Source organism: Shewanella sp. SW1 (assembly GCF_025653545.1).
In the GTDB taxonomy this organism is placed as follows: domain Bacteria; phylum Pseudomonadota; class Gammaproteobacteria; order Enterobacterales; family Shewanellaceae; genus Shewanella; species Shewanella oncorhynchi.
Map to the genome: position 1 here is coordinate 1 of NZ_JAKKSG010000023.1, position 15833 is coordinate 15833.

The window sequence follows — 15833 nt, forward strand, 5'->3', positions numbered from 1 at the left end:
GCCGGTTGGCTGCCATTGTGGGTATAGGTGAAAGTCCCGTCTTGGTTGATGACCAAAGAGCCGCCTGCCACCGCCACCGTGGCCACGCCATTCACGAAGGTGACGGGCTGACCATTGATTTGGGTGATCGTCAGCGTATCGCCATCGGCGTCGGTATCGCGTCCGAGTAGGTCAGTGATGATGTTGCCAGTGACGCTGCCGCCTTCAGCAACCTCGTAAGTGTCATCGATGGCATCGGGTGCGTCGTTCACTGGGGTAACTTCAATCGTTAGCGTTGCTGTTGAGCCTGTGTTAGTGGTGTAGGTGATGACAGGTACTTGGCCATTCCAGTTTTCATTTGGTGTGAAAGTGTAAGAGCCATCGGTATTGATGACTAAGTTGCCGCCTTCAAGTTCAACTGTGGTGCCTGCGGCCACGGTATCGCCGTTTACGGTGAAGCTAACGACCGATAAGGTGTTGTCCACATCGCTATCATTGGTGAGCACGTTGCCTGTGGCAATCGAGTCTTCAGCAACGGTATTGGTGTCGTTGGCTAACACAGAAGCATCATCAACCGGGGTCACATTAATGGTTAATGTGGCAGTTGAGCCTGTGTTAGTGATGTAGGTGATGACAGGTACTTGGCCATTCCAGTTTTCATTTGGTCTGAAAGTGTAAGAGCCGTCGGTATTGATGACTAAGTTGCCGCCTTCAAGTTCAACTGTGGTGCCTGCGGCCACGGTATCGCCGTTTACGGTGAAGCTAACGACCGATAAGGTGTTGTCCACATCGCTATCATTGGCGAGCACGTTGCCTGTGGCAATCGAGTCTTCAGCAACGGTATTGGTGTCGTTGGCTAACACAGAAGCATCATCAACCGGGGTCACATTAATGGTTAATGTGGCAGTTGAGCCTGTGTTAGTGGTGTAGGTAATGACAGGTACTTGGCCATTCCAGTTTTCATTAGGCGTAAAGGTGTAAGAGCCATCGGTATTGATGACTAAGCTGCCGCCTTCTAGGGAAACGGTGGTGCCGGCGGTAACTGTATCGCCGTTCACGGTGAAGCTAACGACTGATAAGGTGTTATCCACATCGCTGTCATTGGCGAGCACGTTACCGGTGGCAACGGTATCTTCATCAACGGTATTAGTATCGTTGGCTAACGCAGAGGCATCATCAACCGGGGTCACATTAATGGTTAATGTGGCTGTTGAGCCAGTGTTAGTGGTGTAGGTGATGACTGGTACTTGGCCATTCCAGTTTGCATTTGGCGTGAAGGTGTAAGAGCCATCGGCATTGATGACTAAGCTGCCGCCTTCTAAGGAAACGGTGGTGCCGGCGGTAACAGTATCGCCGTTCACGGTGAAGCTGACAACGGAAAGGGTGCTGTCGATATCGGAATCATTATCAAGCACATTGCCAGTTGCTGCAGTGTCTTCTGCAACTGTGGCGCTGTCATTTGCAAGGATGGAAGGATCATCGACAGGGCTGATATTAATGGTTAGCGTTGCAGTTGAGCCCGTGTTGGTTGTGTAGGTAATGACAGGTACTTGGCCATTCCAGTTTTCATTCGGTGTGAAGGTGTAAGAGCCGTCGCTATTTAAAACTAAAACACCACCTTCGAGAGTCACTTCTGTGCCTGCTGCGTAGGTGGTACCGCTGATTTCGAAGCTCACAACACTTAGAGTTGAATCCACATCAATGTCGTTATCGAGCACATTGCCAGTCGCTACAGTATCTTCATTGGAAGTGTTGCTGTCATTAGCAAGTGCTGAAGGTGAGTCTGCTGCAATGGTGAATTGTGGAATATTAACCGTCGTTCCAGTCAGTGCTTGGCCGCTTGTTGAGTAGCCTGAAGCTGCAATGGTTTCTGTGCCGCTACGGGCTAGAGTGACATAGCCCGAGTTACCATCACTGCCTGGTGTGTTACCTGCTGCGGTTTCTGGTAGGTTCTGAGTTGGGTCTTCACCGGATGCAATAAGATCTTGTAATGCTTGAATTTCATCTAGGGCTGCTTCGTTAGCTGTGCCAGAGGCTGCTGCAGTAGTTTCGCTGGGCGCGACTTCATTTGATAGCTTAGTGCCATCATCGAAGGTAATTTCATAGGTTGCGTTTTCGCCAATATGGAGCACAGCACCTTTAGGGAGTTGTTCGCCATCCTTAGCGGGTTGATTTGAACCATCAACTTCGACATTGATTTGCCCTTTTACTAACTTAAGCAAACCTTTCTTTGATGTAATTACCGATCCCATAGTAAGCTCCCAACAGCCAAAGTGTGTTAATCCATAGACGCACAAGTCCAACAAATATGTCGCACTGTGATACAAGTGGTGGAATTTTAGCTAACGAAACGACTTGAGTCAATTTTTTGACGCGCTTGTGTTGCCTGTTCTTATGCGGTTTTACGGATCTTAATGCGCAAAAGTGACAATTTTTAGAACTGTAACTAGATGTAGTAGTTATATCTATAAAAAGGGCCGTATTTAGTACTTTTTAACTCTAAGATTAAGCATCGTTATAAGAAATTAATCTGGATTGGGGGAGTGGTTTTTACGGAAAAGAAGCGACACGATCTAGTTTTTAACATTTTTGGCAAGTTAAGTGGGTTTTAATATGCCAGCATTGGCAAGTGCCGTGATCTTTCGTTACTCAAATCACGGCTACTAGGTTGCAGGCATTGTAGAACTACAGATTAACCGCCTGACGATAACTTTGATTTGCGTTACCTTGTTCACCTAACTGTTCTTGAATCCGTGCAAGCGCCAACCAAGAGGCTTTTGTGGGTTCGAGTCGGCAAACATTTTGCCAGCAGGTTCTGGCTTCTTTCATATCCCGTGTTTGCTGATAAAGTTTAGCTAAGCACATCTGGTAGTCGGCATTATTCTCATGGGTGATTTCATGCTTGAGTAACTGCTTACGGATTTCTGTATCTTGGGCTGTCGTTATTTCTGGAATGACTTCTAAAAGTGCAGATTCAGGAGCAGTGCGTAATTTTTTCGAGAGTAGCTTCAGCGCTTGCTCTTTGCGATTAAAGCGGCATAAACCCACAGCATAAATCGCCAAAAACTCAGACTGATTGCGCTCACTGCGAGATAACCACTGCCAGCATTGTTCTAAGGCTTCTTCGCCTTTAATGGTTGCGGCTTTGAGTAAAGCGCAGTGAGTGATTACATTGAGTTCATTTAGCTGGGTGTCATCTAGGATCTGGCGTTTCTTCAAAATAGGTAATAATAGCTTGAGCGCATCCCAATCCTCTTGCGCTCGATATAACTCGAGGGCGAGTTTGAGTACCGGTGCTTTGCTCTTACTTGTGGGGGCTAATTTATCGAGCTCGGTGCGGGCTAAAGCTAACTCACCTTGTTTTAACAGATATCGAGTACGCGTGGTTGCGACGGCATTCGCGGCCAGCGGTTGTGTTGCTGCACGGTCAAGATATTGATCACGCTCTGCTATTTTCTGTTGGTACTGGGCAGCACGAGCCGCTGCAAGTAAATTAAGTGCAGGGAGTTCGCCATTATCGGCGCCTTTTATCATAGCGCGTTCTGCTGCTGGCCAATCTTCTTCTGCCAGAGCCAGTGCACCCATTAAGGTATGCTTTTTCGCGGAGCGACGGCGCCAGTGGCGAGGAATAAAACGGCTACGCAGCATGAGATTAATGGCGCTAATCACCAACCATTCTAGTACTTGGAACATGGCATAAAATACAATTAAGGCAATGATCCCAAAAACTAAACTGGTCTCAATCTGGTAGTCACCTGCCGCAATGTATACATAACCTGTGTTGCCCACCAACCAAGGGCTAATGCAGAGCCCTATTAGTATTATTCCTAAGAAAATTAATATCTTGATCATAATGGCACATCCTCTGATGAGGTCAGCTCACCATAGCTTGTCAGCTGTAATAGCAGAGGTTTTGCAGCAAAGGATTTCAGAGTAATAGGATCAAGTTCTAATGTCGCCAATGTATCGATTTTGGCGATGGCTTCAGCAGTGCTGTGATCTTGAGTATCAAAATAGGTTTGAATCCACTTACGCACCATCATTAATGATTGGTGATAAGCGGCTCTGTCGTAGCGGTATAACGCAAGTTGAGATTGCAGCAGTTTATGACGAATATTTTCAACCAGATACCACTGTTGCTCAGGAGCAAGTAAAGCGGGTGCATCGGCGGTTCTATGGCGTATGGTGATAAAGTCTTGGGTTAACGCTTTCCACGTCTTCCCTAAGTTGCTCTGCCAGTCATTTAAATCGCCAGTAATGTTTGTATCTTCAGGGGCATCGGTTTCTGCATCGGTGCGATTAAGGGGTAGTTTATCGAGTTGCTCAATTAAGGCATCGAGGGCTAATACACTACCATCAATATCTGTGGTTTTAATACTTGCAGTCGCGGCGATATCTTTTGCCAGAGCCTTACGAATAGGTAGCAAAGCGGGATTGTTCATGGCGGCGATGGTTTCATCCGCCGACTTTAATAGATCGGTGGCGGTGCGGGGATCTTTTTCTAACCAAAGTTTACGGCCCGCCATGTTTACTAGATATTCGGCTTCTGACGCCATCCAATGCGTTGGACTGCGCTGGGCAAGTTTATTGATCCTGTCCTGCAGTTGATTTTGGTCTTCTGCCAATTTTGTTAATTCTTGATAGGTCTTAGCATCATTCAGTTGTTGCTGTTCAAGCTGGCCAATACGTTGATTGGGTTGTAGCAGGGCTTGCTGTAATTGGTCCTGCAGGGCGATATTTTTCGCATCCTGCGCCAGCAGTTGCTGTTGCATCTGTTGGTATAACATAAAACCGCCGCCAAGGGTGCAAGCGGTTAAACCCAGCGCTAATAACACCCCAAAGCGAATCGCCCACGAGCTTCTATTGGATGCTGGCGTTTGACTCGACGTGCTTGAAGGTGTGGCTTTGGCTGTTTGGGATTCAGTTGATGGCGCTGAAGTTATGGGCGTGTCATCAGTCGTTATTGATGGTTCAATAATAGAGGTAGCCTGTGATTCAGGGCTCTTTGCGTCGTGCTTGTTGTTATCCATTTAACAGTCCTTGAAAACATGCTACTGCCGAAATTCGAGTTAAATCGGGCTAAATAGCGCTTAGAGTTTAAGGGCGTTTAGCACGGCTTTGCTGTTGGCGGCATTGGCATTGGTGACTTGGGTTATACCAAAGGCGTGAGCTTGAGCTTCTACTCGGTTACTTGGGACTATGATATGACATGAGCGCAGCCATGCAAATAACTCTTTTGGCACTAGATTAATCAGGTTATCCAGTACTTCACCGCTGGTGACGACAATAGTGTCGATGCCAAACTCTTGCCATTGTTGTGCGATCTGTTGTCCATTGAGTGGTGGACAAGCCCGTTGATATACTTCCCAATAGCGCACTGTTGCCCCGCGCTCAGCCAGTCGTTCAGCTAAGGCTTCACGGCCACCAACGCCACGTATGATCGTAATCTGCTTACCTTTAATATCTTGCAAAGGCGCGAGCGTGAGTAGACCTTCGGTCTGCTGACAATCATCTGGGGCTTCGAGGGCTTCAATGCCGAGCTGATTTAATGCTTCCCAAGTCGCATGACCTACTGCGAAATATTGAGCTTGAGGCCAGCCTTTTATTCGAGAATGAGCGGTTGTTAAGGCATAGTCGGCAAAGCTGACTGCATTAGCGCTGATACAGATAATCATATCGGCGTGTGCCAGTGGGTGCGAGTTATTCGTTGTGATGGGCGGCGTTGCTTCGACACACAGTAGAGGTGTAACCCAATGGCTAATGCCTTGTTGATTCAAGGCATCGATCATGGACTGATTGCGCCCTTCTGGGCGCGTCAGTAAGACTTTCATCGACTTATGCTTTAGCGTAAACAGCGTCGAGTATGCTTTTTGCGCCTTTGCTCAATAGCTCTTCGGCAAGGGCAACCCCTAATTGCGTGGCGTCGGTTTTTGGACCTGTGATCACGCCTTCGATGATTTCACTACCATCAGGGTTACCGACTAGGCCGCGTAATATCATCTCATCACCATTGATTTCGGCAAATGCGCCAATCGGCACTTGGCATCCACCTTCTAGGCGCGTGTTCATCGCGCGCTCGGCAATCACACGGTAGCGCGTTTCTAAATGTTCTAATGGTGCCAGTAGTGCCTTAACGCGTGCGTCGTTGGTGCGACATTCGATACCCACAGCGCCTTGGCCGTTGGCGGGCAAGGACTCTTCGGCAGAAATAAAGCTGGCAATACGCTCAGACAATTTCAGGCGAATTAAGCCTGCAGCGGCAAGAATAATGGCATCGTATTCGCCGTTATCAAGTTTGGCTAAACGAGTGCCTACGTTACCGCGTAAATCTTTGATAATAAGGTCAGGGCGTGATGCGCGCAGTTGGCATTGACGACGTAGGCTCGAGGTGCCCACAGTTGCGCCTAATGGTAATTCGCTGATCGATTTATATAAATTCGATACAAAGGCATCGCGGGGATCTTCACGCTCGCAAATAACTTCAAGGCCTAAACCTTCGGGGAAATCGACTGGCACGTCTTTCATTGAGTGTACAGCGATATCGGCAAGATCGTCTAACATGGCGACTTCAAGCTCTTTGACGAACAACCCTTTACCGCCCACTTTGGCTAGCGGCGTATCTAAGATAACGTCGCCCTTAGTGCTCATTGGCAGCAATTCCACCACAATACCGGGGTGAATGCGTTCTAATTCGGCTTTAACAAATTCAGCTTGCCACATGGCCAGCGGACTCTTGCGGGTTGCGATACGTATGCGGTTCTCAGACATGCCTAGTTTCCATCAAAGATCTTAGTTGCGCCAATGCTAACATTGGCAAATCGTTTATGTAAGGAAGCCGTATCGATTCTTTGAAGTTGGCGATGTTCTAGATACCGTGAAAGCGTGACGGGCTTCACGTTTAGTTGCTCGAGTTTGTAAAAGTGTTAACATGAGCACATTTCCCATAAGTGCTTAAGTGTTGTGTTTTTGAATGGATCGGCAAATACAGTTTCCTGATATAGCAGAAAGACTTAATAAGGTACGTATTGCACGCGCCTTAGCTTTGCTATCGCCGCTACAAAAACACTTATTCCATTTGATCCCTTTTTTAATTCACCAGAACGGTGTTCAGTATCCTGGCTATCATGCCGCCAATACGCCCTGTGGAATCAACGAGTATCAGGTTGGTGAGACTGAGTCCCAGGCCTGCGATGTGTTCTCTCTGCCTTTTACTACTCAAGAAGCGGATATCAATGCCTTTGAAGGCGTTTATGCGATGGGGAGTACTGGCAGTTTTGGCCAAAATGCCAAGAGCGATGTCGATGTTTGGTTAGTACATAGGGCTGATCTGTGTTCTGAGGATTTGGCGCTAATCAAGATTAAAGCGACTCGATTGACTGCTTGGTTTGCCGAGTATCAGTTTGAGGTGAATTTTTACTTAGTTCATCCGCAGCAGTTTTGTGGCGGTAAAGCCGTTCGTGGATGTCAATCCGCAATGGCCCATGAGCATAGCGGTAGTATGCAGCATTGGCTATTACTTGAAGAGTTTTATCGCAGCCAAATTCGTTTGGCGGGTAAAACAATTGCATGGTGGCCAGACGCTAAACTCAATCCTGCGCTCTTGTCCTTAGGCGATGTACATGAATTACCTGCGAGTGAGTACTTTGGTGCTTCGTTATGGCAGCTCTACAAGGGCTTAGAAAAGCCCCATAAGGCGCTGATTAAAGTATTGCTACTCGAGGCTTATGCCAGTGATTATCCCCATTCAACTCTGCTTTGTGATCACTTATGGCAGAAAACGCTCGCCGGTGATTTTTCGACGTCGAATGATGCCTATTACTCTATCTATGAGATTATCGAAACCTATTTACTTAAGCAGAATGATACTCGCCGACTAGAGATAGTGCGGCGCTGCTTCTATTTAAAATGTGGCGTGCACTTGAGTCGAACCCAAGAGGGCAAAGATTGGCGTTATCCTAAATTGCAAAAGCTGGTGCAGGATTGGCAATGGCCAGATAGTCTGATTAGCACTTTAGACAATTGTGAACATTGGCATAGTGGCCAGCTCAATTGGTTTAACGAGCAACTTAATGAACTGTTATTAGCGAGCTACCAAACCTTATTACGCTTCGCATCGACACATGAGTTAAATGAAGGTTTGCGGATTGAAGATTTGGGAATGCTGACTCGCAAGTTGCATACCTATTTTAGTCAAGATGAAGACCAAATCGCTAAGCTGAATCTGCTGTGGAGTGCTTCAGTCGCTGAGTCCGAAGTGACTATGGTCTCAAGCTCCCGCGAGCGTCAATATTATCTGTATCGACAAGGGCCTCAGCCACAAAATTTGTTAGGCGAGTCGGCAATATGTAAGGGAAAAACCCCTTCAGCTTTAATGATTTGGGCATGTTTAAATGGGATCTCGACGCCGAGTACTCAATGGCATGAATATGGTCAGAGTAAGGCAAAGTCGAAACGGCTTACCGAAGCTTCTAAGCGGTTACTGAATTTTATCGACCACGATTGGCGTGTATCTAAACGTGACTTATGTCAGCCATGGCATTTTCGTAAGCTGATTTTCGTGCTCAATCTGGATTGCGATCCCACCATTGAATGGCAAGGACAGGAAATGATGGTCGATGTGATGAATGCGAACGTGTTCTCACTCGGGCGTAAAAAAGCCAATATGCTTGGTGCGTTAGATGCGATTTGCTTGAATAGTTGGGGTGAATGGCAGTGTCATCGCTTCGAAGGCGATACCGCGGTATTGCAAGCTTTAGCCTTTGTGACGCCGGGGCTAAGACGGGCCAGTTTACCTGTGGATATGGATGTGATCAGCTGTTCACAGAAGTTACGCCCACAGCTTAAATTAGCAGTGAAAAATCTACTAAAACAAACTATGCGTTTGTGCCAACAAGTGCAGCAATCCAGCACCTTAGTGCAGCCACTGCAGATAAGTCGTACTCGCTATGGGATCTTTTTTAATCCTTTAGGTATGGCTTATCAGGACTTGAGCGATGCCAAGTCATTTTATCAACAGTTATCCCGCAGTCATCTTGTACTATTGCCGCGGCCTGAATTAGGTGACGATCCCTTTTCGAGTATGCCGAAAGTGGTGCAGAACTATGCGGCGAAAGGGGCGATTCAATATTTTCTACGCCAACGAGTCGATAACTTGGATGTATTTATTCTCGATGAGGAAAACCAGCTGAGTCATTATGTGCAGGCGGGATCAAACATGGCCGAGTTAGTGAATAAAGTCAGTCATCACTATGTGTTCGATGAGCATTATGCTTCACGGGCACGATTCAATATTCCGCAGTTTTTCCATCTAGTACGAGTGGCAGGGGAGTTAACTGTGGCGCCGTTCGGCATAGATATGAGTGACCTAGACACTGAGTTTTAAGCTGGTTTTTTAACATAAATAATGGGAGCTAAGGCTCCCATTATTGTTTTGCACTATTATGGCTTTGCGCTACGACTGGATTAGATTAAAAGCTAAGCTTAATTCCGCCTTGGCGCTCGATAGACTCTTGCACGAATGGCATAAACTCGCCGCCATTACGTCCGTCCATCCATTTACCTTCAACAAAACCAAAATGATATCCACCAAAACGTGTGGCTACCCAAATCTCATGCAAAGGTTCTTGCTTGTTGATCACTATCTTAGAGCCATCAACAAATTCTAATTGCAATACGTTGCCACTGGCATCGATATCAACATCGGCATCTTGCTCATCAATCGCAGTTTCAATCGCATTTTCTATGGCTTGGAACATGTCATCGGCGAGCTGGTGAAATTCTGTATCTGTAATGGCCATGCATTTCTGTCCTTTGCTTTCGTCAAGATGGGTGCGATTATAAGGCCATTAGTCACCAGATGCACAGATGTTGAGAAAAATGAGACTGTTTTTATTGTTATTGCTTGGTAGCCTATTCATTACGGCATGCGGCCAGAAGGGCCCCCTCTATCGATCGCCCGCCACAGAGGTGAATCAACCTAAAAAGGTTGATGAAGCTAAAACTGTGCCTGAAGTGGAAGAGATTAAAACCGAAATTAGAGCCATCGAAGCACAAAAAACACAGTAATAACAATCGCTATAACTACAACGACTATCACTATCGCAGCGATAAAGCGCAGTAAGGAATCAGACATTGGATCACTTTCTCTACCAACAAAATGCCCTGCACGCCGAAGGCTGCCAGGTTGCCGATTTAGCTCAAACCTATGGCACACCGTTGTATATCTATTCCCGCGCCACGCTAGAGCGCCATTGGCATGCTTTTAATAATGCCGTGGCAGATCATCCACATTTGATTTGTTACGCGGTTAAAGCCAATGCGAACTTGGCTGTACTGAATGTGCTGGCACGTTTAGGCAGTGGTTTTGATATCGTGTCGGGCGGTGAGTTAGCCAGAGTGATGGAAGCGGGCGGCGATCCCGCTAAAGTGGTGTTCTCTGGCGTAGGTAAAACTGCGGCGGAAATGGAACAGGCACTTAATCTGGGCATTTATTGCTTTAACGTTGAATCGAGTGCTGAGCTTGAGCAGTTAAATCTGGTCGCAGGTCGTTTAGGTAAAGTGGCGCCTGTGTCCCTGCGGATTAATCCCGATGTTGATGCGGGAACCCATCCCTACATTTCGACTGGCCTTAAAGAAAACAAATTCGGTATTGCTATGGATGAGGCTGAAATCGTTTTCGCCCGTGCCCATGCGTTGCCACATTTAAAAGTGAAAGGTGTCGATTGCCATATCGGCTCACAACTGACTGAAATCAAACCATTCCTCGATGCGATGGATCGTATGCTTGCGTTAATCGACCGTTTGGCCGAGCAGGGTATCGTTATTGAGCATTTCGATGTGGGTGGTGGTTTAGGGGTGACCTATGATGCCGAAACGCCGCCACATCCTGATGTGTATGCCGCCGCCATATTGGCGCGTTTGGGCGACCGTCAACTGAAGCTGATCTTCGAGCCGGGCCGTGCGATTGCCGCCAATGCGGGGATTTTTGTTACTCAGGTGCTTTATCTGAAAGAAAACAGCGACAAACGTTTTGCGATTGTCGATGGCGCGATGAATGACTTGATTCGTCCCGCACTTTACAGTGCATGGCAAAATATTATCCCAGTCGTGCCAAGGGATTCAGAGGCCTATGAGTTTGATATTGTTGGCCCAGTGTGCGAAACCGGTGACTTTTTAGGTAAAGATCGCCAGCTCGCGTTAGCCGCGGGTGATTTACTGGCGGTGCGTTCGAGTGGAGCCTATGGTTTTGCTATGGCCTCTAACTACAACACTCGTCCTCGTGCGGTTGAAGTTATGGTGGATGGTGAGCAGGCTTTCTTAGTGCGTGAGCGAGAAAAGTTGTCTCAGCTCTGGCAAGGTGAGCAACTCCTGCCGTAAACTAGAAAAATTATATTGATTCAGGCGCTTGGTTTCATACTTTATGAGCAGCGCCTCGGCTTAAAGGATAAGTATCTTGATCCAATTCACTAAGATGCACGGACTGGGCAACGATTTTATGGTGGTCGATGGGGTCACGCAGAACGTGTTCTTTTCGCCTGAGCAAATCCGCCGTTTAGCCGACCGTAACTTTGGCATAGGTTTCGACCAACTACTCTTAGTTGAGCCGCCCTATGATCCCGATTTAGATTTTCATTATCGCATCTTCAATGCAGATGGCACTGAAGTCGAACAATGCGGCAATGGCGCCCGCTGTTTTGCCCGTTTTGTGCGTAATAAAGGCCTGACTAACAAGAGCAAAATCCGTGTTAGTACTTCGTCTGGTAAGATGACTCTGCGCTTAGAGCGAGACGGTACAGTTACCGTGAATATGGGCGTGCCGATCCTCGAACCGAGCCAGATACCCTTTAAAGCTAAGAAAGCTGAGAAAACCTATTTACTGCAAACACCGCTGCAAACCTTTTTATGTGGCGCGGCTTCTATGGGTAATCCCCATTGCGTGCTCGACGTTGAAGATGTGGCGAGCGCCTCCGTTGCTGAAATTGGTGCCATGCTCACTAAGCATGAGCGTTTTCCCCGTGGTGTGAATGTGGGATTTATGCAGGTCGTGGACTCTGGTCACATTAAGCTGCGGGTGTATGAGCGCGGCGCGGCCGAAACCTTGGCCTGTGGTACAGGCGCATGTGCAGCTGTAGTTGTGGGTCAAGTGCAAGGAAAGCTCGGCCAGCAAGTGCGGGTGGATTTACCCGGCGGTACTTTAACCATCAACTGGGAAGGCGAGGGGAAACCTTTGTGGATGACGGGCCCAGCGCAACACGTTTATGATGGACAAATTCAGTTATGACAGAGCCCTTGATGCCGCAGACGAATGTGCCCTTTGATGAGTTGATTATTCGCGAGTATCTGCTGGATAATCCTGATTTTTTCAATCGCTATCCCGAACTATTGCTGGCAATGCGTCTGCCCCACCTGGAGCGCGGCGCTATCTCTTTAGTGGAACGTCGTCAAGAAATGCTGCGCCAGCGAGTCAGCCAGTTGGAAGAAGAGATCACCAGTCTGTTAACGATGGCGGCGCGCAACGAGAAAATTTACCAATTCAATACTGAGTTATCCTTCCAGCTACTGAATTGTGCCGATCTAGTGTCACTCAAAGAAATCTTAGCCGACAGTTTAAAATTACAGTTTAATTTCAGTCATGTGCGTTTGATCAGCGTTCTCGATGCCGATATGAAGGCAATATGGGATCAAAGGCTGCATAAAGGTCACTATTTTGGTCGGCTAACGCAGCAAGAAGCCAAACGGTTATTTGGTAGCGAAGTGGGTTCGGTGGCACTGACTAAATTGTCGGAAGACAACCCGGTGATTTTTGCCATTGCTAGCCAAGATGTCACCCATTTTCATCCTGATATGGATAACATGCTGCTGGAACAGTTGCGGCGTTTACTGGCGCATATGCTTGCCAAGCTGTAACGGCCGTTGAGCTATAGTGCTCACCCAAGGCTTGGCAAAACCCATGAGGAAACCGATATGAGTACGCAAACAGGCGAAGTGTCGGCATTAAATACTCAATGGTTACAAACCTTTGAACGTTATCTGAGTACCGAGCGACAGTTGTCTGCCCATACAGTACGTAATTACCTTTATGAGCTTAATCGCGGTAGCGATCTCTTGCCCGAAGGCGTGCATTTACTCAATGTGAGCCGTGAGCATTGGCAGCAAGTATTAGCCAAATTGCACCGCAAAGGTTTAAGCCCGCGATCGCTTTCTCTGTGTTTATCGGCGGTAAAACAATGGGGTGAATTTTTGCTGCGCGAAGGCGTGATTGAGCTTAATCCCGCCAAAGGCTTAAGTGCCCCCAAACAAACCAAACCTCTGCCGAAGAATATCGATGTCGATGCTATCAGTCACTTGCTCGACATTGAAGGTACAGATCCGCTGAGTCTGCGGGATAAAGCCATGATGGAGTTGTTTTATTCCAGTGGCTTACGTTTAGCAGAACTCGCCGCGCTCAATTTATCCAGTGTGCAATACGATTTGAAAGAAGTGCGAGTCTTAGGTAAAGGCAATAAGGAGCGTATCGTCCCAGTCGGTCGTTTAGCGATTACTGCGCTGCAGAATTGGCTCAATTGCCGAAAGCAGATCCCCTGTGAAGATAACGCCTTATTTGTGACTGAAAAAGGCAAGCGACTCTCCCATCGCAGTATTCAGGCGCGCATGGCTAAATGGGGTCAAGAGCAGGCATTATCGGTGCGAGTACATCCCCATAAGCTGCGTCATTCCTTTGCCACTCACATGTTAGAAGCGAGCGCCGACTTGCGGGCGGTACAAGAATTATTGGGTCATGCGAACCTAGCGACCACACAAATTTATACCAGTTTGGATTTCCAACACTTAGCTAAGGTGTATGATAACGCCCATCCTAGAGCGAAAAAAACACAGGATAAATAATGCGTTGCTATCTTAGGCCTCAACATATTCAAGCGATCAGTTTCGATCTCGACGATACCTTGTACGACAATCTGCCGCATATTTTAAATGCCGAGGCTGAGCTGGCGACGTTTCTGTTGCAGACTTATCCATTATCGCAGGCGTGGCAACCCCATGATTGGCGCAGGCTAAAACTGCAACTTTTGCAACAAAATCGTGAGCTCGCCCACGACACCAGCGCAGCACGTTTAGCTACGCTTCGCCAAGGTCTAATACAATTAGGGTATTCGTCGACTGAAGCCGAACGCGGCGCCGAGCAAGGATTAGCATGCTTTTATTTTTATCGCAGCCATTTTCAAGTGTCTGACGAAGTGCTCTTATTACTCAAGCGCTTATCGCAGCATTTTAGATTAGTCGGGATCACCAATGGCAATGTGGATGCCGAGCGGATTGGTTTAGGTGATGCCTTCGAGTTTGTGTTGCATCCAGGTAATGGCGTGCATATGAAACCCGCTAAAGACATGTTCGAATTGGCCTGCTCGCGATTAAACATTGCACCGCAACATTTACTGCATGTTGGCGACAGTATGAATGCCGACGTTCGTGGTGCTCGATTGGCGGGGTGTCAGTCTGTGTGGCTAAATCCCAGTTTTGGTCGAGTCGATTCCTTACCGATAGCCGCCTTGTTGCCCCATTTAGAAATAGCCTCCCTCGACGCTTTGACAAAAGTATTGGCTATCGACGTAAACTAACTTAGCGTGCATTTTTAATCTGTATCTTTGGGTGATTGAGATCAAGGTTTGCCAGCCAAATTTGCACTAAAGTTAAGTTTTATATCACTAAAGTCACTGACTAAGGCTATTTTATGGCGCGTATCGGGTTGTTATTACTGCTCACTTTATGTTGGATCGCGCCGGTATCGGCCCATGAGATCCATTCAGGTGGCGGTTTCATGTCGGGTTTTAATCATCCCGTATTGGGCTTCGATCACTTGCTGGCTATGTTGAGTGTGGGCATGTTGAGCACCCAGCTCGGTGGCCGCGCGATTTGGACTGTACCCTTAGCATTTGTCACCTTTATGTTAGTGGGCGGGATTTTAGGTTTATATGCGATTGCCGTTCCCTTTGTCGAAATAGGTATTGCCCTCTCAGTGTTGTTGCTCGGTCTTGCTATCGCCTTCGATCGTCAAATTCCGCTGTTATTCGCCATGGCCTTTGTGGGCGTATTCGCGATTTTCCACGGGCATGCCCACGGCGCTGAAATGCCGGAATTGGCTAGCCCAGTCCTGTATGCCCTAGGGTTTTTATTTGGTACAGCAGTCATCCATTTAGGCGGCGTAATGATAGGCCTTGGAATGCAGCGGATGACAGGGCAACGCAATTTAATGCGCGTTACTGGCGTAGCGATTGCGGCCATGGGCGGCTATCTATTAGCAGGTTTTTAACGTAATAACAGGATGTTAGATTTACTGGATTAACGTGCCTTGAGTTGCTTCATGCAAAGATGGGCGCGGCGTAGCAGTAGATTGACTTGCCGACGGCTCGCGTGCATGTCGGCATCTCCCACCCTAAAATAACTTCCAGTGTAAGGATCGCTGCCTACGTAGATAGGTTTTAGCTGCTCAGGCGCCAGCGGTACGCGGATACGAATGAGTTTTTTGTTCATAATTTCAATAATCTGTACATCCGAGATCGCTAAAAGATTGTGACTCGTGCGACTCGGGTCATCAAGGATTTCCCAAAATTCTTGCAAGACGGGAAGGGGGTTGGGAATGCCTTCAATACTGAAATGGCCACGCTCTTCCCGCACACCTAGGATGATCTCGCCACCCAAAGTGTTGGCAAAAGAGCTATAAGTAGCCCAAATGTCTTCGGGTAATTGACCTTGGCCATCGCGGCCACCTGCGAGTTTAAATTCTACTTGGGCCGATTCGTGCAAATTGGCAATATCATCGAGTGCAAATGATTGAAATGTCATGGCAGCTTATCCGT

At 47.5% G+C, this 15833-nt stretch carries 15 protein-coding genes; 8 read left to right on the plus strand and 7 right to left on the minus strand.

What is annotated here, in order from left to right; all coding sequences use genetic code 11:
• The 5 genes from L5M71_RS18430 to hemC form a co-directional block, all read right to left on the minus strand.
• On the minus strand, positions 1-2231 hold a 2231-nt coding region (locus L5M71_RS18430; protein WP_263220675.1), incomplete at its 3' end, for a beta strand repeat-containing protein.
• A gap of 433 nt (positions 2232-2664) precedes the next feature.
• Positions 2665-3831 (minus strand): heme biosynthesis HemY N-terminal domain-containing protein, encoded by a 1167-nt coding sequence (locus tag L5M71_RS18435; protein ID WP_168825925.1) that lies wholly within the window; start codon positions 3829-3831, stop codon positions 2665-2667.
• A complete protein-coding gene (locus L5M71_RS18440; RefSeq protein WP_263197086.1) occupies positions 3828-5009 on the minus strand; it encodes a uroporphyrinogen-III C-methyltransferase in 1182 nt (393 codons plus the stop codon). The genes L5M71_RS18435 and L5M71_RS18440 overlap by 4 nt, the downstream gene beginning before the upstream one ends.
• 60 nt (positions 5010-5069) lie before the next feature.
• Positions 5070-5810 (minus strand): uroporphyrinogen-III synthase, encoded by a 741-nt coding sequence (locus tag L5M71_RS18445; protein ID WP_263142975.1) that lies wholly within the window; start codon positions 5808-5810, stop codon positions 5070-5072.
• Positions 5811-5814: 4 nt separating this feature from the next.
• On the minus strand, positions 5815-6747 hold the full coding sequence (gene hemC / locus L5M71_RS18450; protein WP_263207587.1) for a hydroxymethylbilane synthase: 933 nt from the start codon (positions 6745-6747) through the stop codon (positions 5815-5817).
• A 202-nt stretch (positions 6748-6949) separates the two neighbouring features.
• Here hemC and L5M71_RS18455 point away from each other — a divergent pair, with 202 nt between their 5' ends.
• The gene (locus L5M71_RS18455) at positions 6950-9361 is read left to right on the plus strand and encodes a class I adenylate cyclase (RefSeq protein WP_263207589.1); all 2412 of its coding nucleotides are present in this window, start codon (positions 6950-6952) and stop codon (positions 9359-9361) included.
• Between the two features lie 85 nt (positions 9362-9446).
• On the opposite strand, the gene cyaY is transcribed toward L5M71_RS18455, so the two are convergent.
• Positions 9447-9776, minus strand: a complete 330-nt coding sequence (gene cyaY / locus L5M71_RS18460) for an iron donor protein CyaY (protein WP_006083426.1) — start codon at positions 9774-9776, stop codon at positions 9447-9449.
• A gap of 79 nt (positions 9777-9855) precedes the next feature.
• Between cyaY and lptM the strand changes: the two genes are divergently transcribed.
• From lptM to L5M71_RS18495, 7 genes are all read left to right on the plus strand, one after another.
• Positions 9856-10044, plus strand: coding sequence for an LPS translocon maturation chaperone LptM (gene lptM, locus L5M71_RS18465; protein WP_263207592.1), 189 nt, complete (start codon positions 9856-9858; stop codon positions 10042-10044).
• A gap of 66 nt (positions 10045-10110) precedes the next feature.
• Positions 10111-11355, plus strand: a complete 1245-nt coding sequence (gene lysA / locus L5M71_RS18470) for a diaminopimelate decarboxylase (RefSeq protein ID WP_263207594.1) — start codon at positions 10111-10113, stop codon at positions 11353-11355.
• A gap of 76 nt (positions 11356-11431) precedes the next feature.
• Complete coding sequence (gene dapF, locus L5M71_RS18475) at positions 11432-12259, plus strand: diaminopimelate epimerase (RefSeq protein ID WP_263207596.1); 828 nt, start codon at positions 11432-11434, stop codon at positions 12257-12259.
• Positions 12256-12885 (plus strand): DUF484 family protein, encoded by a 630-nt coding sequence (locus L5M71_RS18480; RefSeq protein WP_173496192.1) that lies wholly within the window; start codon positions 12256-12258, stop codon positions 12883-12885. The genes dapF and L5M71_RS18480 overlap by 4 nt, the downstream gene beginning before the upstream one ends.
• Before the next feature lie 57 nt (positions 12886-12942).
• Positions 12943-13863 carry a tyrosine recombinase XerC gene (xerC, locus tag L5M71_RS18485; protein WP_131523372.1) on the plus strand — a complete coding sequence of 307 codons (921 nt, stop codon included), beginning with the start codon at positions 12943-12945 and terminating at the stop codon, positions 13861-13863.
• Positions 13863-14594, plus strand: a complete 732-nt coding sequence (locus tag L5M71_RS18490; RefSeq protein ID WP_168825913.1) for an HAD-IA family hydrolase — start codon at positions 13863-13865, stop codon at positions 14592-14594. The genes xerC and L5M71_RS18490 overlap by 1 nt, the downstream gene beginning before the upstream one ends.
• Positions 14595-14707: 113 nt before the next feature.
• Positions 14708-15286 carry a HupE/UreJ family protein gene (locus L5M71_RS18495; protein ID WP_105250432.1) on the plus strand — a complete coding sequence of 193 codons (579 nt, stop codon included), beginning with the start codon at positions 14708-14710 and terminating at the stop codon, positions 15284-15286.
• 29 nt (positions 15287-15315) lie between these two features.
• Here L5M71_RS18495 and L5M71_RS18500 read toward each other — a convergent pair whose 3' ends face one another.
• Positions 15316-15819: a helix-turn-helix domain-containing protein gene (locus L5M71_RS18500; RefSeq protein ID WP_105250431.1), complete on the minus strand. Its 504-nt coding sequence runs from the start codon at positions 15817-15819 to the stop codon at positions 15316-15318.
• Positions 15820-15833: the final 14 nt, after the last annotated feature.

What these genes read in the sequence shown, in the direction of transcription:
- L5M71_RS18435 (WP_168825925.1), bottom strand. Translation starts at nt 3,831, where the DNA reads ATGATCAAGATATTAATTTTCTTAGGAATAATACTAATAGGGCTCTGC.
- L5M71_RS18440 (WP_263197086.1), bottom strand. Translation starts at nt 5,009, where the DNA reads ATGGATAACAACAAGCACGACGCAAAGAGCCCTGAATCACAGGCTACC.
- L5M71_RS18445 (WP_263142975.1), bottom strand. Translation starts at nt 5,810, where the DNA reads ATGAAAGTCTTACTGACGCGCCCAGAAGGGCGCAATCAGTCCATGATC.
- hemC (WP_263207587.1), bottom strand. Translation starts at nt 6,747, where the DNA reads ATGTCTGAGAACCGCATACGTATCGCAACCCGCAAGAGTCCGCTGGCC.
- L5M71_RS18455 (WP_263207589.1), top strand. Translation starts at nt 6,950, where the DNA reads ATGGATCGGCAAATACAGTTTCCTGATATAGCAGAAAGACTTAATAAG.
- cyaY (WP_006083426.1), bottom strand. Translation starts at nt 9,776, where the DNA reads ATGGCCATTACAGATACAGAATTTCACCAGCTCGCCGATGACATGTTC.
- lptM (WP_263207592.1), top strand. Translation starts at nt 9,856, where the DNA reads ATGAGACTGTTTTTATTGTTATTGCTTGGTAGCCTATTCATTACGGCA.
- L5M71_RS18480 (WP_173496192.1), top strand. Translation starts at nt 12,256, where the DNA reads ATGACAGAGCCCTTGATGCCGCAGACGAATGTGCCCTTTGATGAGTTG.
- xerC (WP_131523372.1), top strand. Translation starts at nt 12,943, where the DNA reads ATGAGTACGCAAACAGGCGAAGTGTCGGCATTAAATACTCAATGGTTA.
- L5M71_RS18490 (WP_168825913.1), top strand. Translation starts at nt 13,863, where the DNA reads ATGCGTTGCTATCTTAGGCCTCAACATATTCAAGCGATCAGTTTCGAT.
- L5M71_RS18495 (WP_105250432.1), top strand. Translation starts at nt 14,708, where the DNA reads ATGGCGCGTATCGGGTTGTTATTACTGCTCACTTTATGTTGGATCGCG.
- L5M71_RS18500 (WP_105250431.1), bottom strand. Translation starts at nt 15,819, where the DNA reads ATGACATTTCAATCATTTGCACTCGATGATATTGCCAATTTGCACGAA.